The organism is Psychroflexus salinarum (genome assembly GCF_042677225.1).
Taxonomy (GTDB): domain Bacteria; phylum Bacteroidota; class Bacteroidia; order Flavobacteriales; family Flavobacteriaceae; genus Psychroflexus; species Psychroflexus salinarum.
Genome location: NZ_JBHTIV010000010.1, coordinates 130001 through 156224, shown reverse-complemented (window position 1 = coordinate 156224; position 26224 = coordinate 130001). Strand labels below are relative to the sequence as shown.

The 26224-nt window shown below is 34.1% G+C and carries 23 protein-coding genes and 1 other RNA gene; 16 read left to right on the top strand and 8 right to left on the bottom strand.

The annotated features are described in order from the left end of the window. Positions 1–60: 60 nt before the first annotated feature. From ACFQ0R_RS09950 to ACFQ0R_RS09935, 4 genes are all read left to right on the top strand, one after another. Positions 61–1017 carry an isopenicillin N synthase family dioxygenase gene (locus ACFQ0R_RS09950; protein WP_379658221.1) on the top strand — a complete coding sequence of 319 codons (957 nt, stop codon included), beginning with the start codon at positions 61–63 and terminating at the stop codon, positions 1015–1017. 3 nt (positions 1018–1020) lie between these two features. Continuing rightward, positions 1021–1356: a translation initiation factor gene (locus ACFQ0R_RS09945; RefSeq protein ID WP_379658220.1), complete on the top strand. Its 336-nt coding sequence runs from the start codon at positions 1021–1023 to the stop codon at positions 1354–1356. 104 nt (positions 1357–1460) lie between these two features. Continuing rightward, complete coding sequence (locus tag ACFQ0R_RS09940) at positions 1461–2333, top strand: nucleoside phosphorylase (RefSeq protein WP_379658219.1); 873 nt, start codon at positions 1461–1463, stop codon at positions 2331–2333. A gap of 15 nt (positions 2334–2348) precedes the next feature. Then, complete coding sequence (locus tag ACFQ0R_RS09935) at positions 2349–3194, top strand: substrate-binding domain-containing protein (protein ID WP_379658218.1); 846 nt, start codon at positions 2349–2351, stop codon at positions 3192–3194. A 253-nt stretch (positions 3195–3447) separates the two neighbouring features. Here ACFQ0R_RS09935 and ACFQ0R_RS09930 read toward each other — a convergent pair whose 3' ends face one another. Next, positions 3448–4113: a uracil-DNA glycosylase gene (locus ACFQ0R_RS09930; RefSeq protein ID WP_379658217.1), complete on the bottom strand. Its 666-nt coding sequence runs from the start codon at positions 4111–4113 to the stop codon at positions 3448–3450. Between the two features lie 44 nt (positions 4114–4157). On the opposite strand from ACFQ0R_RS09930, the gene ACFQ0R_RS09925 reads away from it, so the two are divergent. After that, positions 4158–6332 (top strand): endonuclease MutS2, encoded by a 2175-nt coding sequence (locus ACFQ0R_RS09925; protein WP_379658216.1) that lies wholly within the window; start codon positions 4158–4160, stop codon positions 6330–6332. Next, positions 6332–6748 carry a thiol-disulfide oxidoreductase DCC family protein gene (locus ACFQ0R_RS09920; protein WP_379658215.1) on the top strand — a complete coding sequence of 139 codons (417 nt, stop codon included), beginning with the start codon at positions 6332–6334 and terminating at the stop codon, positions 6746–6748. Before ACFQ0R_RS09925 ends, ACFQ0R_RS09920 begins: the two co-directional genes overlap by 1 nt. 71 nt (positions 6749–6819) lie before the next feature. Here ACFQ0R_RS09920 and fahA read toward each other — a convergent pair whose 3' ends face one another. Continuing rightward, positions 6820–8100, bottom strand: coding sequence for a fumarylacetoacetase (gene fahA / locus ACFQ0R_RS09915; protein ID WP_379658214.1), 1281 nt, complete (start codon positions 8098–8100; stop codon positions 6820–6822). 118 nt (positions 8101–8218) lie between these two features. On the opposite strand from fahA, the gene ACFQ0R_RS09910 reads away from it, so the two are divergent. Further along, entirely contained in the window at positions 8219–9502 is a 1284-nt protein-coding gene (locus ACFQ0R_RS09910; protein ID WP_379658213.1) for a serine hydroxymethyltransferase, read from the top strand. A gap of 55 nt (positions 9503–9557) precedes the next feature. Here ACFQ0R_RS09910 and ACFQ0R_RS09905 read toward each other — a convergent pair whose 3' ends face one another. Both ACFQ0R_RS09905 and ACFQ0R_RS09900 read right to left on the bottom strand, forming a co-directional pair. Further along, positions 9558–11102: a hypothetical protein gene (locus tag ACFQ0R_RS09905; RefSeq protein WP_379658212.1), complete on the bottom strand. Its 1545-nt coding sequence runs from the start codon at positions 11100–11102 to the stop codon at positions 9558–9560. Positions 11103–11142: 40 nt separating this feature from the next. Continuing rightward, entirely contained in the window at positions 11143–12189 is a 1047-nt protein-coding gene (locus ACFQ0R_RS09900) for a glutaminyl-peptide cyclotransferase (protein WP_379658211.1), read from the bottom strand. An 88-nt stretch (positions 12190–12277) separates the two neighbouring features. Here ACFQ0R_RS09900 and ffs point away from each other — a divergent pair. The 3 genes from ffs to fsa all read left to right on the top strand — a co-directional run bounded on the left by ffs (position 12278) and on the right by fsa (position 13931). Then, positions 12278–12377: signal recognition particle sRNA small type (ffs, locus tag ACFQ0R_RS09895), an RNA gene on the top strand. A 73-nt stretch (positions 12378–12450) separates the two neighbouring features. Further along, on the top strand, positions 12451–13254 hold the full coding sequence (locus ACFQ0R_RS09890; RefSeq protein ID WP_379658210.1) for an SDR family oxidoreductase: 804 nt from the start codon (positions 12451–12453) through the stop codon (positions 13252–13254). Positions 13255–13277: 23 nt separating this feature from the next. Further along, on the top strand, positions 13278–13931 hold the full coding sequence (gene fsa, locus ACFQ0R_RS09885; RefSeq protein ID WP_379658209.1) for a fructose-6-phosphate aldolase: 654 nt from the start codon (positions 13278–13280) through the stop codon (positions 13929–13931). A 59-nt stretch (positions 13932–13990) separates the two neighbouring features. On the opposite strand, the gene ACFQ0R_RS09880 is transcribed toward fsa, so the two are convergent. Then, the gene (locus tag ACFQ0R_RS09880; protein ID WP_379658208.1) at positions 13991–15010 is read right to left on the bottom strand and encodes a threonine aldolase family protein; all 1020 of its coding nucleotides are present in this window, start codon (positions 15008–15010) and stop codon (positions 13991–13993) included. An 81-nt stretch (positions 15011–15091) separates the two neighbouring features. Here ACFQ0R_RS09880 and prfB point away from each other — a divergent pair. From prfB to ACFQ0R_RS09865, 3 genes are all read left to right on the top strand, one after another. Further along, a protein-coding gene (gene prfB / locus ACFQ0R_RS09875; protein ID WP_379658207.1) for a peptide chain release factor 2 occupies positions 15092–16199 on the top strand; the annotation gives its coding sequence in 2 pieces (ribosomal slippage) (positions 15092–15154 and positions 15156–16199; 1107 coding nt in all). After that, entirely contained in the window at positions 16196–16537 is a 342-nt protein-coding gene (gene arsC, locus ACFQ0R_RS09870; protein ID WP_379658206.1) for an arsenate reductase (glutaredoxin), read from the top strand. The genes prfB and arsC overlap by 4 nt, the downstream gene beginning before the upstream one ends. A gap of 56 nt (positions 16538–16593) precedes the next feature. Next, positions 16594–17574, top strand: coding sequence for a CTD-interacting factor (locus ACFQ0R_RS09865; RefSeq protein ID WP_379658205.1), 981 nt, complete (start codon positions 16594–16596; stop codon positions 17572–17574). 55 nt (positions 17575–17629) lie between these two features. On the opposite strand, the gene fumC is transcribed toward ACFQ0R_RS09865, so the two are convergent. After that, entirely contained in the window at positions 17630–19024 is a 1395-nt protein-coding gene (gene fumC / locus ACFQ0R_RS09860; protein ID WP_379658204.1) for a class II fumarate hydratase, read from the bottom strand. Positions 19025–19164: 140 nt separating this feature from the next. Here fumC and ACFQ0R_RS09855 point away from each other — a divergent pair, with 140 nt between their 5' ends. Next, the gene (locus ACFQ0R_RS09855; RefSeq protein ID WP_379658203.1) at positions 19165–19335 is read left to right on the top strand and encodes a hypothetical protein; all 171 of its coding nucleotides are present in this window, start codon (positions 19165–19167) and stop codon (positions 19333–19335) included. Between the two features lie 75 nt (positions 19336–19410). Here the strand turns inward: ACFQ0R_RS09855 and ACFQ0R_RS09850 are convergent, their stop codons facing one another. Beyond that, positions 19411–21828, bottom strand: a complete 2418-nt coding sequence (locus ACFQ0R_RS09850; protein ID WP_379658202.1) for a TonB-dependent receptor domain-containing protein — start codon at positions 21826–21828, stop codon at positions 19411–19413. A gap of 196 nt (positions 21829–22024) precedes the next feature. Here ACFQ0R_RS09850 and ACFQ0R_RS09845 point away from each other — a divergent pair, with 196 nt between their 5' ends. After that, positions 22025–24118, top strand: coding sequence for a DUF349 domain-containing protein (locus ACFQ0R_RS09845; RefSeq protein WP_379658201.1), 2094 nt, complete (start codon positions 22025–22027; stop codon positions 24116–24118). Then, entirely contained in the window at positions 24118–24786 is a 669-nt protein-coding gene (locus ACFQ0R_RS09840; protein WP_379658200.1) for a class I SAM-dependent methyltransferase, read from the top strand. Before ACFQ0R_RS09845 ends, ACFQ0R_RS09840 begins: the two co-directional genes overlap by 1 nt. 4 nt (positions 24787–24790) lie before the next feature. Here the strand turns inward: ACFQ0R_RS09840 and ACFQ0R_RS09835 are convergent, their stop codons facing one another. Then, a complete protein-coding gene (locus ACFQ0R_RS09835; RefSeq protein ID WP_379658199.1) occupies positions 24791–26152 on the bottom strand; it encodes a tetratricopeptide repeat protein in 1362 nt (453 codons plus the stop codon). Positions 26153–26224 lie beyond the last annotated feature (72 nt).

Below are 26224 nucleotides of genomic sequence, written 5' to 3'. Positions count from 1 at the left end.
AGAAACCTAAAATTCTTGTTGAATAAAATTGATTAAATTTGTTTTTATAAAATTTATCACATGTCCATTACAAATATACCGAGCGTTAACCTCTCAGATTTTTTATCAGAAGACCCAAAAAGAAAGCAAAAATTTGTTAATGAAATTGGATCAGCATATGAAGAAATTGGCTTTGTAGCTTTAAATCATCATTTTCTAGATAAAAAACTAGTTGACGAATTATACAGCCAAGTAAAAGCTTTTTTTGATCTCCCGGAAGGAACCAAAAAAAAGTATGAAAGAGAAGATTTGGGTGGTCAACGTGGTTACGTTTCCTTCGGAAAAGAGCATGCGAAAGGTAAGAAAGAAGGTGACCTCAAGGAATTTTGGCATTTTGGTCAAGAACCAGATAAAGATGCGAAGCTTACTGAAAAGTATCCAGAAAACATTGAAGTAAAGGAGCTCCCTAAATTTAATGAAGTAGGAATGGAAGCTTATAGAATGCTGGAGAAAACTGGCATCTATGTATTGAGAGCTCTGGCTCTCTATTTAGGCCTGAACGAATACTACTTTGACCACTGGGCGAGTAACGGTAATTCTATTTTACGTCCAATTCATTATCCACCAATAGAAACAGAACCTAAAGGTGCTGTAAGAGCAGGTGCTCACGGAGATATCAATCTGATAACTCTACTAATGGGTGCTTCAGCAGGAGGTTTGCAAGTGAAGCGTAAAGATGGTGAATGGATAGATGCTAAGCCAAAAGAAGACGAACTCGTCATCAATGTTGGGGATATGCTGGAAAGACATACCAATAATAAACTCAGGTCTACGATTCACAGAGTTGTGAATCCACCAAAAGAAGAATGGGACAAACCAAGATATTCCATTCCGTTTTTCTTACATCCCAGAAGCGATATGAGACTAGACTGTCTCGAGGAGTGTATCGATGAAGATAACCCTAAACAATACGAAGACATCACAGCTGGCGAATTTCTTCATCAACGCCTAGTTGAAATTGGACTGATAAAAGAATAAAGTATGGATCTAAAAGATCAATTGAAAGATTTATTTCCAGATCATGAGACTAAAGAAGAGGAAAAAACGGTTTCAAAAACTGATGAGCTTGACATTTGGCTGCAATCAGATCCACTTATCTGTGAATTTTCTAAAAGAAAAGGCAAGGCTAACACTTTGATAAAGGGGTATACCGGAGCTAAGAATGATTTTCAAAACCTAACCAAGTATCTTAAGAAAGAGATTGGTGTTGGTGGAAGCCATAAAAATGAAGAGATCATCATTCAGGGAGATTATAGAGATCAAATCATGGAATTATTAAAAAATCTTGGTTTTAAGGTGAAGCGAGTTGGAGGTTAAATCTTAGATTAGACTTTCTTTCTTATTAATCAGGCTTTGCCTAAAAAAACATTATAAAATGAGGTTAAGAATTTCATATTCAAGCCTTTTTTAAAATATAAAATATGTCAATAGCATCATCAGAATTAATTTTAAATCCAGACGGTAGTATATATCACCTCAACTTAAAACCAGAGAATATTGCTGATATTATTATTACCGTTGGTGACCAAGATAGAGTTGCAAAAGTGACTTCCTATTTTGATGAAATCATATTTGAAACTCAGAAAAGAGAATTCAAAACTCAAACTGGATTTTATAAGGGTAAAAAAATGACTGTTATTTCTACTGGAATAGGAATCGACAACATTGATATCGTAATTAATGAATTGGATGCTCTTGTAAATATTAATCTTGAAACTAGAAAAATTAAACAAAAGCATCATAAATTAAATTTTATAAGGGTCGGAACCTCAGGTGGTATTCAGCCACATGCTGAACTTGATAAATTCGTAATGAGTGAAGCTGGAGTTGGTTTTGATGGCTTACTTCATTATTACAAGAACGATATCATAAATCAGAAAGTTACTGATGCTCTTTGTCAGCATCTAAAAATTTCTTCAAAAAAACCACAACCCTACATTGTAGATGGAGATATTGATTTAATTAATCTTTTTAACACTGACGAAAAAGTAATCTCTGGTTTTACGGGAACTAACTTAGGCTTTTATGGTCCACAAGGTAGAACTCTTAGGCTAGAGACTCAAGATCCAACATTCATTGACCAGTTAGTTAACTTTAAATTTAAAGGCAAAACCATTACCAATTTAGAAATGGAAACTAGTGCCATTTATGGACTAGCTAAACTTCTTGGACATGGCGCTTTATCTATGAATGCAATAATTGCTAATAGGTCTACAGGAAATTTCAGCAAAGACCCTAAAGCTGCCGTCGATTCTTTAATTCAGTTTACATTAGACAAGCTTACCAAACTCTAAAAAGAGAATTTTTATATGATAAAATTAAAAATTGGTGGAGTTCCAGAACACTTTAATTTACCATGGCATTTGTGCATTGAAGATGGGAGCTTTAAAAAGAAAGGGATAGATGTTGAGTGGATTGATTTTCATGGTGGCACTGGCGAAATGAGTGAAGCTTTAAAAAATGGAAGTATCGATATTGCCGTAATGCTCACTGAAGGTTCCATAAAAGAAATTTGCGACGGGAGTCCATTCAAGATTATTCAAACTTATGTAAAAAGTCCGCTCATGTGGGGCATTCATGTACATGCAGATTCAGGCTTCAAAAAGATTGAAGACCTACAAAACCAAACTGCTGCCATTAGCCGGTTTGGTTCTGGATCTCATCTTATGACTTATGTTCATGCTCATAATCAAGATTGGGATACAAAACATTTAGATTTTGAAACTACACAAAATCTCTCTGGGGCAAAAGAATCCTTAGCTGAAGGTTCTTCAGATTATTTCTTGTGGGAACATTTCACAACCAAACCGCTAGTTGATAATGGCACCTTCCGAAGACTTGGAGATGAACCTACACCATGGCCCTGCTTCGTGATTGTGACTACGAATGAATTTTTGAAAAATAATCCTGAGATCACTAATTCATTATTAGAACCTCTAAATCAAAAAAGCAAATCTTTGAAGAGTTTAAATCGAATCGAAAAGCAAATTTCTGAACGTTATCAATTAGAAATTAATGATGTAAAAGAATGGCTAAAAATAACTGAATGGAGTCAAAAACAACTTTCCGAAAAAGATGTTTATTTTACACAAAAAAAGTTAAAAGATCTTAATCTCGTGAACCAAGAAAAGAAATATTCTGAATTTATTTTTTAAAATACGCAACCAATCCTTTTTATTACATCTATTAATTAAAGAAAAACTTTATCCTAAAAGCTCTTTTATATGATTTACATTATTGCGATAGCTAGCCTTATTGTTATAAACTTTCTTCTTCTTAGATTCAGTTGTGACTGTGGGGATGTAAAGTCAAAATTGACTAAAAAGAAATTAAAAATTAATACTCCAAAAATTTGGTTACAGTCTCATCAAGAATCAAGTTCTGATCGTGTTTTTGCTGACAAATAAATTACCACTGGATTGGAATATCACCCTGTTCTTGTAAAAGCTTATTAACTTTGCTGAAATGTTTATTACCAAACCAATATCCTCTGTTAGCGCTTAATGGCGAAGGGTGGCCGGAGGTTAAAATATGATGCTTCGAAGAGTCTATAAGTTTTGATTTTTTTTTTGCAAATCCACCCCACAATAGAAAAATTACATTCTCTTTTCCTTGTGATAGTTTTTTTATAACCTCATCTGTAAAAATTTCCCATCCTTTATTTTGATGACTTCCTGCTTCATGAGCTCGAACAGTCAAAGTTGCATTCAGTAGTAAAACACCTTGGCGAGCCCAGGCTTCTAGATTTCCATGGCTATACGGCTGAACATCTAAGTCATCTTTAAGTTCCTTATAAATATTCGAAAGTGATGGTGGTATAGATATTCCTTTTGGAACTGAAAAAGATAATCCGTGAGCTTGTCCTGGTCCATGATAAGGATCTTGCCCCAGAATAACAACTTTAGTTTCATCAAAAGGACAAAACTCAAATGCATTAAATATGTCAGATCCTTTAGGATAACAATCATGATTCTTATATTCTGATTTCACAAAGCCAATAAGCGACTCAAAATAAGGTTTCTCAAACTCATCTTTTAAGATATTTTTCCAATTTGCTTCAATCTCAACCTCCATATATTATACGTATTTTTGTGAGACTACGAATGTAGAATTTTAGTATGATAAACATTAGCGAAAAAGCCTTAATAGATTTAGAATTTCCAACAGTTTGCTCACAATTGAGTCACTATTGTATAACAGATAAAGGGCAGGAAAGAGCTTTAAAGCTTACTCCTTATTCTTCTTATAAATCCATTTATTTTCACCTGCATCAAACTGAGGAATATAAATCTTCTGCTCTGCAGGAAAAACCTATTCCAAACCATGGATTTGAAAGTGTTGATGAAGCCATAAAAATTTTAAATATTGAAGGTTCTATGATGGAACTCAATGGTTTCAGAAAAATTTTAAATCTTTCTGAAACTACCAATATTCACATCAAATATTTTCAGAAATACAAAGAATTATACCCAAACCTTTACAAATCTACTCAGCCTATAGAATACACAACTGCAATTGTTGACGAAATTCGACGAATCATTGATAAGTTTGGTGACATCAAAAATGATGCAACACCTGAGCTCTTTAGAATAAGAAAGACAATAAATGTTGCAAAAGGCAAGATCAATTCTAGTTTTTCGAAAGCTTTATCAAAATACAGCAGTTACGGCTACCTTGATGAAATAAAAGAATCAGTGGTAGATAATGTACGGGTTTTGGCTGTGACTGCAATGCATAAAAAAAAGGCAAAAGGCAGCATGCTAGGAAGTTCCAAATCGGGGAATATCGTTTATATCCAGCCAGAAGAAACCCAGCAATCTGAACGGGAACTTGATGAGGCTGAATATGAGGAAAAAGAAGAGGTCAACAGAATTCTAAAAGCACTTACCAATTTCCTGAGACCTTTTGTAGATCTTTTGAAACAATATCAAAATTACTTAAGCGAAGTCGACTTAATTTCTGCTAAAGTAAAGTATGCAGAACTTTACGAAGGCTTACTTCCAAAAATCACAACTGAAAAAGAAATTTACCTCAAGGACGCCTACCATCCACTTTTACTAATCAACCATAATAAAATTGGTGAAAAAACCTATCCCCAAGACATCACTTTAAATGAATCTCAACAAATTATCGTGATTTCTGGTCCTAATGCAGGTGGGAAAAGCATCACTTTGAAAACCATTGGTCTCGTACAAATTATGCTGCAAGCAGGAATGCTTGTCCCTGTTCACGAATACTCTAGGATTTGCTTTTTTGATAAAATTCTTACAGATATTGGCGATAACCAAAGTATTGAGAATCACTTAAGCACCTATAGTTATCGGTTAAAGAATATGCGAAAATTCTTAAAAACATGTGATGACAAAACTTTGTTTTTAATCGATGAATTTGGAACAGGATCCGATCCTGAACTTGGTGGTGCTTTGGCTGAAACTTTTCTTGAAGTTTTTCATGAGAAAAAAGCTTACGGGATTATTACAACACATTACGCCAATCTGAAAATGATGGCCAATGAAAATCCTGAAATTGTCAATGCTAATATGGCTTTTGATAGTTATACAATGGAGCCTTTATTTGAATTAAAACTCGGAGAAGCAGGAAGCTCATTTACCTTTGAAGTGGCTCAGAAAAATGGAATCCCTTTCAGTTTAATTAACAGAGCCAAGAAAAAAGTTGAGCGTGGTAAAATCAGATTTGACAAGAGTATTGCTAAGCTTCAGATGGAACGTTCTAAGCTTGCTAAGACAAATTCAGAATTAAAGTCAAAAACTGACGAAACACGTAAAGAGCAAGAAAAATTAGATGAGATCAATTTAAAAATTCAGCAGAAATTAGAAAGTTACCAAGAGCTTTACGATAGTAATCAGCGTATGATTGGTATTGGTGAGAGGATAGATAAAATAGGATTACAGTATTTCAATAATAAAAACAAGAAGGAACTCTATTCCAATGTTTTAAAAATCATTGAGCGGGAAAATTCAAAACGAATTAAGCAAACACGTAAAGAGGAAAAAATCCAAAGAGAAAAAGATAAAAAAGTAAAGGAAGAGGCTCAAAAAAAAGTTGAAAAAATAAGAACTAAAAAGAAAAAAGAAAAAATTAAAGAGGAAGAAAAAGGTTCCAAAACTCCAAAGAGACCAAAATTAAAAGAGGGCGACTCAGTAAGGATGCAAGACGGACGAGCTGTTGGAACTATCGATAAATTTGAAAAAGGAAAAGTAGTTGTCAATTATGGAATGTTCACTACAAGTGTTTCAGATGATCAACTTGAACTTGTAAAGCGTGCCAAATAATGGATTTACCAAAAAATAAAAAAATTGTACTTTTTGACGGGGTTTGCAATTTTTGTAATGCTTCAGTAAGATTCATTATCAAAAGAGATAAGAAAGATATTTTCAGGTTTGCATCTTTACAGAGTGATTTAGGACAAAAATTAACTTCAGAGCGAAAAATCGATACTTCTAAAATTGACTCCATTATTCTAATTGATCCGGGAAATGCTTATTACATTAAATCTACAGCAGCTCTAGAAATTAGTAAAGACTTAAGTGGGTTGTATCCTACATTAAGTGTTTTTTTATTTTTACCAGAAGGTTTCAGAAACTTGATATATGACTTTGTCGCGAAAAATCGTTACCAGTGGTTTGGGAAGTCAGAAACTTGTCCAATGCCATCAGAACAAGAACAATCTAAATTTCTTGATGTTTAAAATAAAATACCCCGAAGCTCAGCTATCGGGGTATATATTTCTCAGAGATTATCTGAATTGATTTAAAAAAATCAAGACTTAAATATCGGAAGTATTTTTGTGGACACCTCACCAAAACCAATCCTTACTTCGTGATTTTGGCAGTAACCTCGTAAAGTTACTGTATCATTATCTTCTATGAAGCGTCTTTCCTGACCATCGTCAAGCTTCACTGGTTTTGAACCATTCCAGGAAAGTTCTAACATTGATCCATAAGACTCTGGGGTTGGTCCTGAGATAGTACCACTAGCCATCAAATCCCCGCTATTTACAGGGCATCCGTTTACAGTGTGGTGAGCCAGTTGCTGACTCATATTCCAATACATGTATTTGAAATTTGACTTGGTGATTATAGTTTCTTCACCTCTGTCTGGTGTTATTCCAACTGATAAACTGATGTCAAAACTCTTTTTCCCATTAGTTTTCAAATAAGGCAATAGTTTTTTTACTGGTTTAGGACCTTCAACACGGAAAGGCTCCAATGCGTCAAGCATAACAATCCAAGGTGAGATGGAAGATCCAAAGTTTTTTCCTAAAAATGGTCCCAAAGGTTGATATTCCCATTTTTGCAAATCTCTTGCGCTCCAATCGTTAAATAGTACCATACCGAAAATATAACCTTCGGCGTCTTCAGAAGGAATAGGCTCTCCAAGATGATTGCTAGCTGTTGTAATAAATGCCATTTCAAGTTCAAAATCTAAATGACGTGTCGGACCGAAAATTGGTTCATCAGATCCTTTTGGTAATTTTTGACCTTGAGGTCTATGGATTGGAATGCCACTTGGAACTATTGAAGAGCTACGACCATGATATCCTATAGGAGCGTGTAACCAGTTAGGTAATAAAGCATTTTCTGGATCTCTGAACATTTTACCAACATTAGTTGCATGTTCTTTACTGGAATAGAAATCGGTGTAATCTCCAACTTGAACAGGCATTTGCATCTCGATTTCATCAAGTGTAAACAAAATCGTCTCCCTATCCTTTTGGTTAGACTTCAGCTCATCATTTGTCGCATCAAACAGTTCTGCAACTCTGTTTCTTACAGATCTCCAGGTTTTACGTCCGTCTGCTATAAAGTCGTTGAGAGTATCCTGTAAAAATATATCATCTGTAAGAGGAATATCTTTAAAATATCCAAGTTGATGGAGTGCCCCTAGATCTATGGCGTAATCGCCTATTCTGGTACCTATTGTGATGATATCATCACGTGTGAGAAAAACACCAAAAGGAATATTCTGAATAGGGAAATCGGTATTATCTGGAAGATCCAACCATGTTTTTCTTGATGGATCATTTGCTTTTAGAGACATAAATTAAGGTTTTTGGATTTGAAATTAATCTTAAAACTTCCTTCAAATATATTATTTTAACTGTATTAACCATCTAAAATAGTTAAATTTGAATCACATTTAACTTTAAAATATAAAGATGAAAGATAAGGCTATTTCAGACTTAATTCTTGAAGAAAAAAATAGGCAGACAAACGGTTTGGAATTAATAGCAAGTGAGAATTTTGCAAGCCAAGATGTTATGGATGCTGCTGGCTCAGTACTTACAAATAAGTATGCTGAAGGTTATCCAGGTAAACGCTACTATGGTGGATGCGAAGTAGTAGATAAAGTTGAAGATCTTGCCAGAGAACGGTTAAAAAAACTATTCGGAGCAGAATACGCAAACGTTCAGCCACATTCTGGCTCACAAGCCAACACCGCAGTATTTTCTATGTGCTTGAAACCTGGGGATAAAATCTTAGGCTTCGACCTTTCACATGGTGGGCACTTAACTCATGGGTCACCAGTAAACTTCTCCGGTAAGCTATATAATCCTGTTTTTTATGGAGTTGATGAATCTACAGGCCTTATCGATTATGATATGGTGAGAGAAGTCGCCCATAGAGAAAAACCGAAAATGATTATAGCTGGTGCATCTGCCTATTCTAGAGAAATCGATTATAAAACCTTTAGAGAAATTGCAGATGAAGTTGGAGCAATCTTACTAGCAGATATGGCTCATCCAGCTGGACTTATTGCTGCTGGATTGCTACAAAGCCCAATAGATCATTGTCATATTATCACCTCAACGACACATAAAACTATACGTGGACCTCGTGGGGGGATTATTTTGATGGGCAAAGATTTTGAAAATCCATTTGGCGAGAAGCTTAAAAATGGGAAACTCAAGAAAATGTCAAGTATGCTTGATAGTTCAGTATTTCCTGGAAATCAAGGTGGACCATTAGAACATATTATAGCTGCAAAAGCTGTTGCTTTTGGAGAAGCGCTTACAGATGAATTTATAGAGTATCAAAAACAGGTAATTGAAAATGCTTCTGCTATGGCAAAAGCATTTATGGATAAAGATTATAAAATTATTTCAGGTGGAACTGATAACCACATGATGCTTATTGATCTTAGAAATAAAAATATTTCTGGCAAACAAGCAGAAGAAGCATTAGGCACTGCAGGTATTACTGTAAATAAAAACATGGTTCCTTTTGATGATAAATCCCCATTTGTAACATCTGGGATAAGAATAGGAACTCCAGCTATAACTACTAGAGGTTTACAGACAGAAGAAATGGAAAAAATTGTCGATTTAATCGATGACGTCATCATGAATTTTGAAAACACTTCTCACCTTGAATCTATTAAGCAACAAGTACATGAAATGATGAGTCAAAGACCCTTATTTGCTGAAATTGTAAAAAGTTAGGATTAAAACTGATAGTATAATATTAAATCGCTTTTGTGTACAAAAGCGATTTTTTTTATTCTTCAAACTGAGTACTTTGATAAGCTCCCAAATCTGGACTTTGAATTCTGTTCTTACCTAAAATATCAAATGGAACTAGGTTTGCTGTGGTCTGATCACCCATTCCATTTGCAGCAGAATCCTCTCCAATAATCATTTGATTTTCTTCAGTATTTAAAAACTCAGGAGTTTCATTTAAAATTACGTTTTCAAATAAATCTGAATTTTCAAAATTATACAATTCATTATCAGCAAACTGATTATTAAAGTCATTAAAACGCAACAAAGTGTTTTGAAATTTATAATTGAATTCAGCTTCATCAGATTCATTTAAAAGTAGTTCTATTGATTCATTACCATAAATAATACAATTACTAAAATTGACGTCTAGATCTGAAACAAAAAGAGTTTCACCTACTTGTAAGTTGTTTTCTATGAGAACTGCAGGAAATTGTCTAAAACCACTTCGCCAGTAATTGGTAAAAGTACAATGTCTAAAATTATATTGACCGCCAAGAGAGAGGTTTAAGGATGACTGACCACTGTTGTTAATTACTACATTTTCTGCATCTATAAACCCAGTCCGTGCCAGTAATCCTACATTAGCCGAATTGTAGATCTGAGTATTTTTAATTTTTAAAGTTGGATCAGAAGACCCATCATTGGAATCCATCAATATTCCCACTGTTGAGTTTTTAATAGTAACGTAGTTAAATTCGTGGCCTGTACTTCCTTCAGTAAGCCAAATAGCTGCCCATTGTCCAGGAACATCAGAAAATTCTGGTTCTAGCCGGTCTCCTTCAAAAATTATTTCATTTTCTAAGAGATCAGTATCAGAACTTAAACTTCCATTTGCTTTCATAGATGCACCGTTGGAAACAATAATTCCACTGTTATCATGAAAATGAATTCTAGCGCCAGCTTCAATATTTAAAGTCCTACCCGAAGGAACCCCGGCAAATCCATAAATCACATAAGGCTTTTGATTGGTAAATGTCAAATACTCATCATCTAAAATAAATCCATCTATTTGGATTTCTTCCCCTTCTGCATCTATTCCAAGACTTAAAGTTTCAGTAGAGCCATCTGCAAATCGTTCTGGATATAAAAAATGGGCATCCTGGATTAAAGTTACGAGTTCAATTTGTTGCCTATTGGATCCAGAATCAAAATTGATTTGGTCTGTATAAAGAAATGATAACTGATTTTGACTCAATGCTTCAATATCGGCTGTGACTTCTACAAAAACAAAAATGCTATCTCTTGCTAATATATTGATGTCGTTAATTCTTTTTCCAGCAACTCCATCAACATTTAACCTAAAGTTTGAGTCTTCTCCACGATTCAGCTGAATTGTTGGAATTCTAATATCTTGATTACTTTTGTTGTATACCTTTACTTTATAGGTACTTGAAGCAATATTGGTAAAAACGGTATCTAAATAAACAGTGTCTTGGGAAAATTCCAATTCTCCAAAGCTTGGTTCCAGCTCAAAATCATCCCTACAGGAACTCAATGAAATTAAAGCTATTATAGGAAAAAAAATAAAAAACTGTTTCATAAAAATGTATGAGAGAGGTTAAACGTCAATAATAGGAGATTTATTTTTCCGTAAGTTTCACTTCAAAGAGTTTGTTCCAATTTTTTCCTGTAACAAAAAGACGTTGCGAAGACTTATGATATGCTATACCATTGAGAACATCAAGTCTAGAGTGTTGTTTTACTTTATCCCGAAGTCCTCTAAAATCAACAACACCTTCCACAGCTCCAGTATTTGGGTTTATAATAACAACTCCATCTTTTTGATAAGTATTTGCATAAATTTTTCCTTCTACCCATTCCAGCTCATTTACCTGATTTAAAATAGCATTGTTGGTTGTAGGTTGAATGTACGATTCTTCTTCAAGACTCTCTGAGTTTAATATCCAGATTTTGTCTGTACCATCACTTTTATACAGTTGTTCACCATCATTACAAAGTCCCCAGCCTTCTTTACTTTCAGAGTATGCAAACTTCTTAAGCAGGTTCATAGTTTCTAAGTCATAAACCAAACCTTCTTGAGATTGCCATGTGAGTTGATATATCTTACCATTTAAAATCGTTAAACCTTCGCCAAAATAAAATTGATCCAATTCTACCTTTTTAAGAACCTCCCCAGTTTTATAGTCCACTTTCCTCAAACTAGACTCACCACGTTGCCCAGTACTTTCATATAGAGTATCACTGTGAAATTCTAAACCTTGAGTGTATGCTAATATATCGTGAGGGTAAGTATTAACAACATCGTATGAATAAATTTTCGGCTTTTCACTATTTAAGATTTTGATAGTTTCAGAAAATTTCACCTCTTCTCCATTCACGTCAAGAATAACCTGGAGATCATGATTTCCCAGTTTAGCTTGAGATAAATCGATAGAAAAAGACTCAGAAAATTGAAGATCTGAAATGATTTCATTTTGAAATCTTATTTCAACTGAATTTATCTCATGATCCTTTAAAGCCTTTAAATTTCCTTTTAAAACTTCAGTATTATTAAAAGTTTTGGATTTACCCTCTATTAAAACTTTAAAATCTTTAGATAAATCTTCATCACAAGAGAATAAATTAAGCGTTAAAAATGTGACTGCCAGTAATTTAATAATTCGCATGATTCTAAATTTGAAATACGGAGTAAAAATAGGGAATTTGACTAGAAAACAACTTGTTGACTTTAAATAAGATTGTATATTTGCAGTCGGGCAAGTCCTACACAACCAGCTCCTTTCGAATCCCCCCAGGGCGGGAACGCAGCAAGGGTAGATAGTCGTAGCGGTGTGATGTAGGTCGCTTGCCCTTTTTTATTTCCAAACATTTCCTTCCATTTTTTTCTTAAGCCTATAAGTTGGATATTTGCTAAAACTCAATCATCCATGCAAAAAATCGTTTTGATTACTGGTGCTTCATCAGGAATTGGAAAATCTATAGGTGAATATCTTGCCACTTTCAATTACAAAGTTTACGGTACTAGTAGACATCCAAAACACGAAAAACTCAATGGAATTAACTTGATAAAACTTGATGTCACTGATAACGAAAGCGTTAAAAATGCAATTGACATCCTCATATCAAAAGAAGGCAAAATTGATTTTTTAATAAATAACGCTGGCGTTGGTATCACTGGTCCGCTTGAAGAAATTCCAGAACTCGAACAGAAAAAAATATTTGAAACCAATTATTTCGGTCCTTTAAGAGTTATCAACACGGTTTTGCCCCATATGAGATCCAGAAAATCTGGTTTTATCATAAATATTACTTCTATTGCTGGCCACATGGGACTGCCTTTTCGCGGTTTTTATTCTGCAACTAAAGGAGCTTTGGAGTTAACCACAGAAGCCTATCGAATGGAGTTGAAAGCCTTTGGTATAAAAATGTGTAATATCGCTCCTGGAGATTTTGCAACCAATATTGCCGCAGGAAGATACCATGCTCCTATTCGAGAAAACTCACCTTATAAAGAGGTTTACGAAAGAAGCTTAAGACTTATGGATGAACATGTAGATCATGGTAAAAATCCTAATCTAATGGCAAAAAGCGTTCATGCCATTATGCAAAAGTCAAATCCAAAAATTCATTATAAAGTTGGTGATTTCACTCAGAAAATATCAGTGTTTTTAAAACACATTCTACCTGATAAAGTTTTCGAAAACCTACTACTTAAACACTATAAACTGTAAATTTGTAAACAAAACACATTCATATGAAATTTTTTATCGACACAGCTAATATCGATCAGATCAAGGAAGCACAAGATCTGGGTATCCTTGACGGCGTAACTACTAATCCATCATTGATGGCTAAAGAAGGCATCACTGGAGAAGAAAATATTAAAAATCACTATATCAAAATTTGCGAAATAGTTGACGGTGATGTGAGTGCTGAAGTGATTTCTACAGATTTTGAAGGAATCGTAAAAGAAGGTGAGGCATTAGCTCAACTTCACGACCAAATCGTTGTGAAAGTTCCAATGATAAAGGAAGGTATAAAGGCCATCAAATATTTCTCAGAAAAAGGAATCAGGACTAATTGTACCTTGGTATTTTCAGTTGGTCAGGCACTTTTAGCTGCAAAAGCAGGAGCAACTTATGTCTCTCCATTTATAGGAAGATTGGATGATATTTCTACAGACGGATTAAATCTAATCGAAGACATAAGATTGGTATATGACAATTATATGTTCGAAACACAAATTCTAGCAGCTTCAGTAAGACATACTATGCATATTATTGACTGCGCAAAACTCGGAGCTGATGTAATGACTGGCCCATTATCTTCTATAGAAGGACTCTTAAAACATCCTTTAACAGATAGTGGTTTAGAAAAGTTCTTAGCAGATTATAACAAGAATAATTAACTATACTTGTTATCTAAAATTAAAAGCTGACTCTTGGATGAGTCAGCTTTTTTTTGTTTTTAAAGTGATTTTAAGGTCTTCAGAAAATATTCATGTTGATCTTCAGTATAGTCCAAATGAGTTACCAATCTCATTTTACCATTTCCCATATTACTGATTCTAATTCCTTTCTCCTCCAATTCCCTCATGAATTTAATTTCGTCGAGATGAGGCTGTAAATAAAAAATAACAATATTGGTTTCGACATGATCAACTGCTTTTACAAGTGGATGATCAGTTAAGGTTTTTTCTATATCTTTAGCTCTATTGTGATCAACTTTCAGCCTGTCTACATGATGATGTAAAGCATAATAAGCTCCAGCAGCCATATACCCAACCTGTCTCATGCCTCCGCCTAACACCTTGCGAACTCGCATAGCATTTTTCATAAGTTTATCATTACCCATTAGCACTGTCCCCATTGGAGCACCAAGACCTTTAGATAAACAAAGAGAAATTGTGTCAAATTCTTTCCCAAAATCTTTAGGATCATGATTATTTGCTACGATAGCATTATAAAGCCTAGCACCGTCGAGATGAAATCCCAAGCTATGTTTATTGCAAACAGCTCTAATTGAACGAATGGTTTCTAAATCGTAACAAGCTCCTCCACCTTTATTTGTAGTGTTTTCCAAACATACCAAAGACGTTAACGGACTGTGGTAAAAATCTGGTGGATTAATAGCTTCCTCGACTAAGTCTGCAGTAATTTTACCTTTATCACCATCAACTAATTTACAAGAAACACCACTATTGAATGAAGCTCCTCCACCTTCATAATTGTAAACATGAGCCCATTTATCACAAATAAGTTGCTCTCCGGGTTGAGTATGAAGTTTTATAGCAGCCTGATTGGACATAGAACCAGTAGGGAAATACAAAGCTGAATCCATTCCAAATAGGTCTGCCAGATAAGTTTCAAGCTGATTGACAGATGGATCTTCCTTATAAACATCATCTCCGACATCTGCCGACATCATATATTCCAACATCTCTTTAGTTGGCTTTGTTACAGTATCACTTCTTAAATCAATTTTCATCTAAGTACTTTTTATTCGAAAATAAACATAATTAGATTGATGACACGGGAGATAATTTTTAAATTTGACAAAATTTCAATTATGATTAATTCCGAATCTATTAAGACTATTAATAATCGTATCACCTCCCTAAACCAATATCTTTGACATAGACGCTAAGCGTATAAAAGTCGCCAACGAAGAAGAAAAGACATTTGCTCCAGATTTTTGGGACAAACCACAAGAAGCACAAAAGTTGATGCAAGCCATCAATAATGAGAAGCAATGGATCAAAAGTTTTGATGAGGCAAAACAAAGAGTTGAAGACCTTAATGTTTTATTTGAATTTTATGAAGATGGAGACGTTTCCGAAGATGAAATTAAAGAAAAGCATGATGGAGCTTTAGAGCTTATTGAAGATTTAGAATTCAAAAATATGCTTTCTGAAGAAAGCGATCCTTTGACAGCTATATTACAAATTACAGCAGGTGCTGGAGGCACCGAAAGTTGTGATTGGGCAGAAATGCTCATGAGAATGTATGTCATGTGGGCTGAGCGCAAAGGATTTAAAGTAAGAGAACTCAACCACCAATCTGGTGATGTTGCAGGTATCAAGACTGTGACATTAGAAATTGAAGGAGAATACGCCTTTGGATGGTTAAAAGGTGAAAATGGTGTTCACCGTTTGGTGAGAATTTCTCCTTTTGACAGTAATGCAAAACGACATACTTCATTTGCTTCAGTATATGTGTATCCTTTGGTAGATGATACCATAGAAATCGATATCAATCCTTCAGATATCAATTGGGATTTTGCTAGATCTGGTGGTGCTGGAGGTCAAAATGTGAACAAAGTAGAAACCAAAGCGATTCTTACTCACCACCCTAGTGGCATTGTAATTCATAATTCTGAAACCCGATCTCAATTAGAAAATAGAGAAAAGGCGATGAAAATGTTGAAATCTCAGCTCTATGAAATTGAGTTGAAAAAACAACAAGCAGCCAGAACCGAAATCGAATCTGAAAAGAAAAGTATAGAATGGGGATCCCAAATTCGAAATTATGTGATGCACCCCTATAAACTCGTTAAAGACGTTAGGACGGGTCACGAAAGCGGAAATGTTGACGATGTCATGAATGGTCATATCGATTCATTTTTGAAAACTTTCCTCATGAGTAGCGGACAAAAAAAAGAAACCGATAGCTTATGATAAAAATATACCATAACCCAAGATGCAGGAAATCTAGAGAAGGCTTAGCCATTTTAGAAGAATCAGGAAAGGATTTTCAAATTATCAAATATTTGGATGACATTCCTTCTGTAAATGATATTCAATCCATAATTGATAAGCTTGAAGTTTCTCCAATTGATCTTGTAAGAAAACAAGAAAAGATTTGGAAAGAAAATTATAAAAATAAAACGCTTTCAGATCCTGAAATCTTAAAAGCTCTTCATGAACATCCAAAATTGATTGAAAGACCAATTGTCATAAAGGATAATAAAGCAGTGATTGGCAGACCACCTGGAGATATAAAAAAAATTCTCTAGAAATAAATAATTCTGGCTAAACAGCTCTGTAAACCCAGAATCTTAAAAACACAAAAATGAAATCATTTACTATAGATTCTGAAGTCAAAAAAGAATATAAACATTGGATGTTAAGTCAAAAAATACTCGAAGATATTTTTCAGTATTTATCTCTAAAGGGAACTCGACCTCAAGTTAAAGCTGGCCTAGAAAATGCTTTAATGAACACGCTTTCAAGCCATCAAACTATTGGCAAGGATTTGTTTTTAAAAATTGATTATGACACGATCAAGGCAGGCTTTAAATATTCTGACTTAATTTTAACTGAAAACGAAACTCACCATTGCTTTCAGTTGATTCAAGATGCAGTCAAAACCTATTTTGAAGCTATTGAAATCCAAACAGAAGCGAAAATTGACTCTAATCTTTTTGAAATTGGAAGTTTCAAACTAAAGCGAAATCAATACATCGACAAAGCTTTCAATTTTGTTGATTCAAAATCAAATGAAGAAACAGCAACAAATGCAGTTTTAAGATCAGCTTTAAGGTATGCTTCTATTTATGCTGAAACTAGACACATTGGACCACCACAAAAGGTTTATGATTTGTTCTATGACTGGGGAGTGAGAAATGAAGGTTTTGCTTCACCATTTAATGCAAGATTACTAGGAAAATCTGAAGCTCAATTTTACAGTCTTTTTAAAGATACTGATGAGGTATTTGGTAGTGCTGGAAGTTTTTTCAATCTAAATAAACCTACAAATCCTGGTCATTGGTGCTTGGATCCACCATTTACCACAGAATTAATGACCAAAGTTGATTCTATTTTGAAAGAATGGTTAGTAACTTATAAAGATTTGAGTTTTTTACTTATTATTCCAGAAAGCCATACTCCCGCTAATACTCCGGACGAAACAGTCTTACTAAAAAAGGATATCCACTTTTATGAGGGTTTAGAAGGTATAATGAAACCATTACCCGTAGATGTCTGTATTCATAGATATGGAAAGCTGGAAGGTTTTTCAGCTGAAGAAATTTTAAAAGGCTATTCAAAATAAAAAAAGCTGTCTTTTAATCGAAAGACAGCTTTTTTAAAATCATAGAGGATTAGTATTATTTAGAATTTGTCATATCTTCTGGTCTTACCCATTTATCAAATTCCTCTTCGGTTGTGTAGCCTAAATTGACCGCTTCTTCCTTCAATGTAGTTCCATTTTTATGAGCAGTATTGGCGATTTCTGCTGCTTTATAATATCCAATTTTTGTATTTAAAGCCGTAACCAGCATCAGTGAATTTCTCAATAACTCATCGATTCTCTCCTGATTTGGCTCGATTCCTGAAGCACAATTTTCATCAAAAGAAACACAGGCATCACCAATTAATTGAGCAGATTGCAGGACATTGGAAGCCATAACCGGTTTGAAAACATTTAATTCAAACTGACCTTGCATTCCTCCTACTCCTACTGCAACATCATTACCCATGACTTGAGCACAAACCATAGTTAAAGCTTCACACTGAGTCGGGTTTACTTTACCTGGCATAATGGAAGAACCTGGTTCATTGGCAGGAATTGTAATCTCACCTATTCCACTTCTTGGTCCAGAAGACAGCATTCTGATATCGTTCCCAATTTTATTAAGCGATACAGCAAGTTGTTTCAATGCGCCGTGAGTTTCCACTAAAGAATCATGAGCTGCGAGAGCTTCAAATTTATTTTCGGCAGAAACAAATGGCAAATCAGTAAAGTCTGCTATATATTTTGCTACTTTATCAGCATATCCTTTTGGAGTGTTTAATCCAGTTCCTACAGCAGTTCCACCAAGAGCTAATTCTTGCAAATGAGGCAAAGTGTTTTCCAATGCCTTTAGACCATGATTAAGCTGGGAAACATATCCACTAAATTCTTGTCCCAGCGTTAATGGAGTTGCATCCATGAAATGAGTTCTACCAATTTTAACTACATCTTTAAAGGCATCAGCTTTATTTTGTAGTTGGTCTCTCAGTTGGGAAACACCAGGAATTGTTACATCTATTATTTTTTTATAAATCGCAATGTGCATCCCCGTTGGAAATGTATCATTGGAAGATTGGGATTTATTCACATCGTCATTTGGCGAAACAAATTTATCACCTTTGCCTAATTCATGTCCTTGAAGCTGATGAATTCTATTAGAAATCACTTCATTCACATTCATATTGCTTTGCGTTCCAGAGCCTGTTTGCCATATCACTAAAGGAAACTGGTCATCATGTTTACCTTCTAGGATTTCATCACAGACTTGAGCAATCAAATCTCTTTTTTCTTCTTCAAGAACTCCCAATTCTGCATTGGTGAAAGCGGCAGCTTTTTTCAAATAAGCGAAACCATAAATAATTTCTAAAGGCATGGAGGCTTGTGGCCCGATTTTAAAATTATTCCTTGAACGCTCTGTCTGAGCAGCCCATAGTTTATCTGAAGGAACTTTCACATCCCCTATAGTATCTTTCTCTATTCTGTAAGACATAGTATAGTTTTTTGTTTGTCAAATTTAATAAATATTAGGTTGAGTTAAGCTTAAGATTCAATTAGTGAACAATTATTTTGTAGAATACTAGGCTTGTATTTCATTCTTTAATTATCTTTGCATAAACAAAATTTAATCTGATGTTCGAATTTGATCAATATTTAGGGTTTTTACTTTTCTTACTCATCTTAACCATCGGTTTTTGGTTATTGATTTTCTTAACTGCCATCATTCCTTACTGGATTGGAGGATCTTTGATGGAACGATTAAAAGAAATTAAAGAAGGTAAAAAGAAGAAGGAAAAAGACTAAACTCAACATATTACTGAAAACAAAAAGGCAGGAAATTATTCAATTTCCTGCCTTTTTGTTTCTGCCTGTTATTTATTATCCTCCAAAGTCACCATCATCATCACCTCCACTATCGCCTCCTCTTCGGTTTTGTTCTCTTTTTTTTTGGTTGAAACGGTAAACCAACGTTGCCGTAATTTGTCTCTCTCTCCACTGAAAAGAGCTATCTGATATAAAATTATCTGTAACTGTAAACTGATCTCTTCTTCTGGAGTTGAAAAGATCTCTTACATTTAAAGAAATTGTTGCATTATCATTTAAAATATCTTTACTAAAAGCTAAATCTAAAGAAGCTATAGGATCTGTTTTAGTTTGAGCATTTTCACGTGGTCCTCTATAAAAAGCATTGGTTTGCCACTGAATTTTCCAAGGCAGAATGATATTGGAGCTAAATCTTCCAAAATAACTTTCGTTAGTAGCTCCGTAATCTATGCCTTCGAAATTTCCATCAGTTTCAAATTTAAAATAATTGAAACTTAAGTTAGTTCTCAACCATTTAGCAGGGTTGTATAAAACACCAAGTTCTGCTCCATAGCGTTGTTCCGTAGATAAATTGATGGGAATGTTTTCAATAATGTCTATATTATCTTGAGTATCTCTTCCCGTATCTCTCTGTACTCGTTCAAAAGCATCGGTTTCTCTTTGGAAATAAACAGAACTCGTTAATGTGATTTTTTCCCAACGCTTTAAGTATCCTAAGTCAAAGGCATTTGCGAACGATGGATTCAAATCCGGATTTCCCTGAAATACATTTGTTCTACTCGACTGAGATGGAAATGGATTTAAGTACCAACTTCTAGGTCTATTAATTCTTCTGTTATATCCTAAAGTTACGTTTTCTTCTTCTCCAAGTTCATAAACTAAATTTACTGTAGGAAATATGCCGTCGAAATTTTTATCAAAATCAAAGTTTCTATCAAAATTCTCAGGTACAAGTGGTGTAGTTTTACCTTTTAACTGCGTATTCTCATATCTTAAACCTAAGAGATAAGAAAATTTACCCATTTTATCACCATATTGAGTATAAACAGCAGTTACATTTTGTTGAAAGTCAAAATCACTTGATATATCAGGATCAATTTCGAATTCATTAGTTTCAAAATTAAAACGTTCCACTAAAAATCCTTGGGTTTGATCTGAATAGTCACCTCTGAAACCTGCTTCAAACTGTGCATCACCCATAGGTCTTACATAATCCGCCTGGACTAAGTAACTTTTTTCATCTTCAGTTTCTAGAATATCTTGACCAGGTATGGTCTCTAATGTCTCATCAATTATAGCTGACTTTGTTTCGTCACTTGAAGAATACTGAATATCCGCAGTCAATTTATGATCCCTGTTTTCTTTATCAAAGCGTTTTTCGTAATTGAAAGAATACTGATATCGCGCATCCTCTTCTGTCTCACCTTCACTTCTTAATGATCTATCAATAAAGTTTCCATCTAAAAATCTTTGACTATCATTTGTAGTTACATCCAAATCATCTCCCAATCTCATGAAAAAACTTCCTGTTAGGGATGACATATCATCTATAAAATATTCAATTCCAGTATTTAAATTAAAATTCTCTCCAGAACGATCATACTCTCTAGTTTCTAGAATTCTGTCGAAAGACTCTCCATTTGGATATCTGTTGTCAAAAACAGCATTACCTGGTCTTTTTCTGTCAGAAAAACCTAAACTATTAAATATATTAAAATTGTCACTTCTTAAATTTACATCTGTGTAGATACCGGTATTTCTTGGGCTTCCAACAGTTCCTCTTACAGATCCATTGAATCCTAAAGTTTTTTCACGCTTTAAAATAATATTGATTATACCCCCAGTCCCTTCAGCATCGTACCTTGCTGAAGGACTTGTGATTACCTCCACAGATTCTATAGCTTCTGCTGGAAGCTGTTGAAAAACGTCTTGACTTCCGTAACCCGCCACAGATGATGGCTTTCCGTTTATTAAAATTCTCACATTAGAATTTCCTCTTAAACTAATTGCTCCATCAATATCTACTGTTACAGATGGAACATTACCTAAAGCATCACTTACGGTTCCTCCAGCTGTAGTCAGATCTTTTCCAACGTTATAAATTTTCTTATCTAGCCTTACATCTACTTGGGTGGTTTCTGCTACAACTGTTACTTCATCTAGCTCTCCTGCTTTTGCACCAAGCCCTATGGTCCCTAGATCAGTATCCTTATTTATTGTAAAATTGTTGATTTCTTTAACTTCAAAAGAAATATATTCTATTTCTAGATTATAAGTGCCTTTTTCTAATTGAATTGAAAAAACCCCTTTTCGATTGGTAACTCCTCCATTTACAATGCTTCCATCTTCAATGCTTTTGGCAGAAATAGATGCATATTCCAAAGGATAATCCATAGATTTATCAATTACTTTTCCTGTCAACTCATACTTCTGAGCAAATCCTACTATAGGTAGAAATGCGAGTATAATCATTATCTTTTTGTACACTATCTTTCGTTTTTAGTTCATACTTAAGACCTGGAGAAGTAATTTCAGTTTAATCAGTTGTCGTTAAAGTTGAGTTAACACTTTTTACTACTGTTTTATAGGGAATTTCAACTAAATTTTTGTCAGGTAACTGAGTAGTTGTTATATTTCAACGAATTTACGAACCTTAACATTGAAAGACATGTCAGAACAGAAAGATCCAAAGGATTTAAATGAAGAAAACGTCTCAAAACCAACTGATGACACTCCAGATAATAATGCTACTGCAACTTCTAAAGATGAGAAAGCACCTAGTGAAGATGTAGCAAATTTAGAAGGAGAAGGCAAAAAAGAAAACGTCTCAAAACCAGTTGATGAAACTCCTGAAAATGATTCTCCCAAAACTTCTAAAGATGGAGAAACATATAATAGACCTACAACAAATTCAGATGAAAGAGACGAATCAATTGATGAATCTGAAGATCATGCAGAGGATGATCAAGAGGCAAAAGATCAGGATGTTGATGAGGCAAATGCCGAAGATAGCGAGGATCAAGATGTGGCGAGAAGGCATGAGATAGAAATGAAAGATTATCATGCGATGTCTCTAGATGAACTTGTACTCGAGCTTGAAAGTCTTGTTAAAAAGGAAAAAGTTCAATCCATAAAGGATCATGTCAATAATATTAAAATTGAATTTGATAAAAAATTCAATGACATCATAGAAGAAAAGAAAGAGGAGTTCATCGCTGAAGGTGGTAATATTATAGATTTCCATTATTCTTCTCCAGTCAAGAAAAACTTTAACACCATTTACTTTGACTATCGTGAGAAGAGAGATCAATATTACTCTCAGCTGAAGAAAAACCTCAACACCAACCTAAAAACAAGACTTGGCATAATTGAAGAGCTTAAGAATATGATTGGTTCTGGAGAAAGCATGACTTCAAGCTTTAAGCAATTCAAAGAACTTCAAGAGCGCTGGAAGAATGCAGGCTCAGTACCTAGAAGCGACTACAATACGGTTTGGAATAATTATCACCACCATATTGAACGCTTTTATGATTTTCTTCATCTAGATCGCGAGTTTAGAGACATGGATTTCAAATATAATTTGGATCAAAAACTCAAAATTATAAATCGCGCAGAAGAATTGACTCAGGAAGAAGATGTCAATAGAGCTTTCCGAGAACTGCAATTGCTTCATAAAATGTGGAAAGAGGAATTGGGGCCTGTAGCAAGAGAGTTTAGAGATGAGATCTGGGATAAATTTAGCGGTGCCACAAAACTCATTCACGACAAGCGTCAAGCCCATTTTGAGAAGCTAGACGAAAAGCGTGAGGAAAATTTAAAAGTTAAATTAGAGATTATTGAGCAAATTCAGAAATTAACTGAAAGTAAAATAACTCAGCATAAAGACGCTCAGGAACGCATAAAAAATGTGAACAAATTGAGAGATTTGTTCTTTAAAGCTGGGAGTGTTCCCAGACAAAAGCAAGATCAAACCTGGGATGCATTCAGAAAAGCTACTAGAGAATTCAATAAGAATAAAAACGATTTTTATAAGGATTTAAAGGCAGAACAATATGCTAATCTTGAAAAGAAAAAAGAGCTTATAAAAATTGCTGAAGAACATAAGGATAGTGATGATTTCAAGGCTACTACTCCTCTTATGAAAAAGATTCAAAACGATTGGAAAAAAATTGGTCACGTTCCAAGAAAGGATTCCGATAAAGTCTGGAAGCAATTCAAGTCTGCATGCAATCATTATTTCGATAGATTTCACGCTAATAAAAACAACGAGAATGATGAGGAGATGAAAGCTTTCAATCAGAAAAGAGAGCTTATTCAAAAAATCAAAGATGAAAAAGTAAGTGATGATGAAGACAAAACAATTGCGCTTGTGAAGTCTTATATTTCAAAGTGGAATGAAGTTGGAATGGTGCCTGCTAACAAACGCTATGTTGAAAATAAATTCAATAGAGCTCTGGACCAGATTTTCAAGAGAATCGATATCAGTAAGACTGATGCTGAATTGATGAAGTACCAAAACAGACTTCAAAATCTGGAGGAATCAGACGATTCTCAACGCATCTATAAAGAACAAACTTTCCTAAGAAAGAAAATAGATGAAACTAAATCTGAACTTCAACAGCTGGAAAATAACCTTCAATTTTTCTCTGCTGATGCTGATAGAAGTAATCCTCTTGTAAAAGAAGTTTATGATAATATAGATAAGTTAAAAGAAGATCTAGAGATGTGGAAAACCAAATTAAAGAAAATAAAAGAGCTCTAGTGAAAATTCAAAAACCAGAATCAACTCATAAATGTCCGTTATGCAACAACATAGCGGATTATTTTTGTTCTATAGGCAAAAAAGGAAGAGATTATTACAAGTGCAAAACTTGTGATTCGGTTTTTCTCACCCCAAATAAATACATCGATGATGCTTCAGAAAAATCAAGATATAAAGAACACAACAACGATGTAGAAGACCCAAGATATCAGAAATTCGTAAGTCCTATCACAGATGCTATCATAGCTCAATTCCCAAAAACTGCAGACGGGCTAGATTATGGGTGTGGCACTGGACCAGTTGCATCAGTAATGTTGGAAAAGAGTGGTTTTAAAGAAATAGCATTATACGATCCCTTTTTTCAGCCAAATGAAGAAAATCTTTCAAAAACTTATGATTTCATCATTTGCTGTGAGGTAATGGAACATTTTTTTGATCCTAAAAAAGAATTTGCACTTTTTAGGGATTTGCTCAAGCCTTCTGGAAAACTCTTCTGCAAAACAAGTATTTTAAAAGAAGACATTGACGAAGATTACTTCAAGGATTGGTGGTACAACAATGACCCGACTCATGTATTTTTTTATACATCAAAAACACTTGAATTTATAGCTAAAACTTTTGGGTTTTATCAAATCCAAATTGCTTCAAAACTGATTACTTTCGGTTAAAAATTTACCCCAAATTAAATTTCGGGAACAAATCATTCATAATAAAGCTATAATTAGGATCTAAAAATACAGCCTTTTCATAATGATCTCTAGAATCTTCTAATGCATCTAGTTCAAAATAAACACCTGCATACCTATATTCTAGTTCTGCAAAGTGTGGGAAAAAATCTTCGGCCTGATTTAAAGTTAGTAAAGCATCTTCAAAATGTTTCAATTGAACAAGAATATCAATGCGTGTAATCCACGTTTCTAACTCGTAATTACCCAGTTCTAAACTTTTCTTAAAACCGAAAGCAGAATCTTTAATATTGTCCAATTCTAGATTGATAATAGCAAAATGCTTCCAATACAAAACGTTTTCTTCGTCTATATTGATGGCCTTATTGATATAGTAAAGCGCCTTCTTATAATCCTTGATTTTGACGTGATAGTCTGAAAGTGCTAACCAAACTTTATCCAGAAGTGGGTCTTCATGTAATGCCTTTTTATAATGTTTTAGTGCTTTCTCTGGATCGTTTAGTTTCAAAAAACACTTACCAATTCTTAAATAAGCAAAAGCGGTTGGATCGTCAATTTGAAGAGTTAATGTATAACACTCAATAGCTTCCTTATAACGGCTTAGTCTTTCTAAAACTTTACCTTTTTCGAGATAAGCTCCGATAAAGTAATCATCTGAAATAATAGCATAATCAAAAGCCTCTAGAGCTTTTTCATATTGTTTATTTTCAAAATATATTTTTCCTAATTGATGCCAAGCAACTTCACAGTAAGGCTGGCGATCTAGAAAATCTTTAAGAAATACGATAGCTTCTTCATTTTGATCTAAAAAATCAAAACAATAAATAATATTATAGAGAGCAGTATAATCATTTTCATCATTCTCTAGACATTGAATATAACTTTGCTTTGCGTTTTCAAAATCTTCAAGGAATAAATACTCCATTCCCATAATACTATGGATTTCTATAAGATCATCTGCAAAATTTAAAGCTTCTTTCAAGATTTCAATTGCATCAAAATGAGAATCTTGTTTTGAATAAATATTCGCAATTAGAATGTATATTTCTTCATTATTTGGTTCTAAGGCCTTAAGACTCTCAAGTAACTCCATAGCTTTTTCGAACTTGTCTTCAAAAGTAAAAAGCTCAGCTTTCATCAAAAGTAAATTAACTGATTTTGGATGCTGATCCAATGCAAGTTTTAAAGCTTTTTTTGCTAAAGCTAAACGTCCACTATCAATATAATGACCTATAATATTCTCAAATTCAGCAGCATCAAAGAATAAAACCTCGTTGGTCTTAAGCATCATTTCAAATTTCTCTATAGGAAAATCGAAGTCTTCGTTATGAGAGGATCCTAATTGCATATAAAATGATTTAATTTTAGGTTAAGATAAACGTCTTTTTTCAATAGAGAGTAGAATTTTTAAAAATGTTAT

What these genes read in the sequence shown, in the direction of transcription:
- ACFQ0R_RS09950 (WP_379658221.1), top strand. Translation starts at nt 61, where the DNA reads ATGTCCATTACAAATATACCGAGCGTTAACCTCTCAGATTTTTTATCA.
- ACFQ0R_RS09945 (WP_379658220.1), top strand. Translation starts at nt 1,021, where the DNA reads ATGGATCTAAAAGATCAATTGAAAGATTTATTTCCAGATCATGAGACT.
- ACFQ0R_RS09940 (WP_379658219.1), top strand. Translation starts at nt 1,461, where the DNA reads ATGTCAATAGCATCATCAGAATTAATTTTAAATCCAGACGGTAGTATA.
- ACFQ0R_RS09935 (WP_379658218.1), top strand. Translation starts at nt 2,349, where the DNA reads ATGATAAAATTAAAAATTGGTGGAGTTCCAGAACACTTTAATTTACCA.
- ACFQ0R_RS09930 (WP_379658217.1), bottom strand. Translation starts at nt 4,113, where the DNA reads ATGGAGGTTGAGATTGAAGCAAATTGGAAAAATATCTTAAAAGATGAG.
- ACFQ0R_RS09925 (WP_379658216.1), top strand. Translation starts at nt 4,158, where the DNA reads ATGATAAACATTAGCGAAAAAGCCTTAATAGATTTAGAATTTCCAACA.
- ACFQ0R_RS09920 (WP_379658215.1), top strand. Translation starts at nt 6,332, where the DNA reads ATGGATTTACCAAAAAATAAAAAAATTGTACTTTTTGACGGGGTTTGC.
- fahA (WP_379658214.1), bottom strand. Translation starts at nt 8,100, where the DNA reads ATGTCTCTAAAAGCAAATGATCCATCAAGAAAAACATGGTTGGATCTT.
- ACFQ0R_RS09910 (WP_379658213.1), top strand. Translation starts at nt 8,219, where the DNA reads ATGAAAGATAAGGCTATTTCAGACTTAATTCTTGAAGAAAAAAATAGG.
- ACFQ0R_RS09905 (WP_379658212.1), bottom strand. Translation starts at nt 11,102, where the DNA reads ATGAAACAGTTTTTTATTTTTTTTCCTATAATAGCTTTAATTTCATTG.
- ACFQ0R_RS09900 (WP_379658211.1), bottom strand. Translation starts at nt 12,189, where the DNA reads ATGCGAATTATTAAATTACTGGCAGTCACATTTTTAACGCTTAATTTA.
- ACFQ0R_RS09890 (WP_379658210.1), top strand. Translation starts at nt 12,451, where the DNA reads ATGCAAAAAATCGTTTTGATTACTGGTGCTTCATCAGGAATTGGAAAA.
- fsa (WP_379658209.1), top strand. Translation starts at nt 13,278, where the DNA reads ATGAAATTTTTTATCGACACAGCTAATATCGATCAGATCAAGGAAGCA.
- ACFQ0R_RS09880 (WP_379658208.1), bottom strand. Translation starts at nt 15,010, where the DNA reads ATGAAAATTGATTTAAGAAGTGATACTGTAACAAAGCCAACTAAAGAG.
- arsC (WP_379658206.1), top strand. Translation starts at nt 16,196, where the DNA reads ATGATAAAAATATACCATAACCCAAGATGCAGGAAATCTAGAGAAGGC.
- ACFQ0R_RS09865 (WP_379658205.1), top strand. Translation starts at nt 16,594, where the DNA reads ATGAAATCATTTACTATAGATTCTGAAGTCAAAAAAGAATATAAACAT.
- fumC (WP_379658204.1), bottom strand. Translation starts at nt 19,024, where the DNA reads ATGTCTTACAGAATAGAGAAAGATACTATAGGGGATGTGAAAGTTCCT.
- ACFQ0R_RS09855 (WP_379658203.1), top strand. Translation starts at nt 19,165, where the DNA reads ATGTTCGAATTTGATCAATATTTAGGGTTTTTACTTTTCTTACTCATC.
- ACFQ0R_RS09850 (WP_379658202.1), bottom strand. Translation starts at nt 21,828, where the DNA reads ATGATTATACTCGCATTTCTACCTATAGTAGGATTTGCTCAGAAGTAT.
- ACFQ0R_RS09845 (WP_379658201.1), top strand. Translation starts at nt 22,025, where the DNA reads ATGTCAGAACAGAAAGATCCAAAGGATTTAAATGAAGAAAACGTCTCA.
- ACFQ0R_RS09835 (WP_379658199.1), bottom strand. Translation starts at nt 26,152, where the DNA reads ATGCAATTAGGATCCTCTCATAACGAAGACTTCGATTTTCCTATAGAG.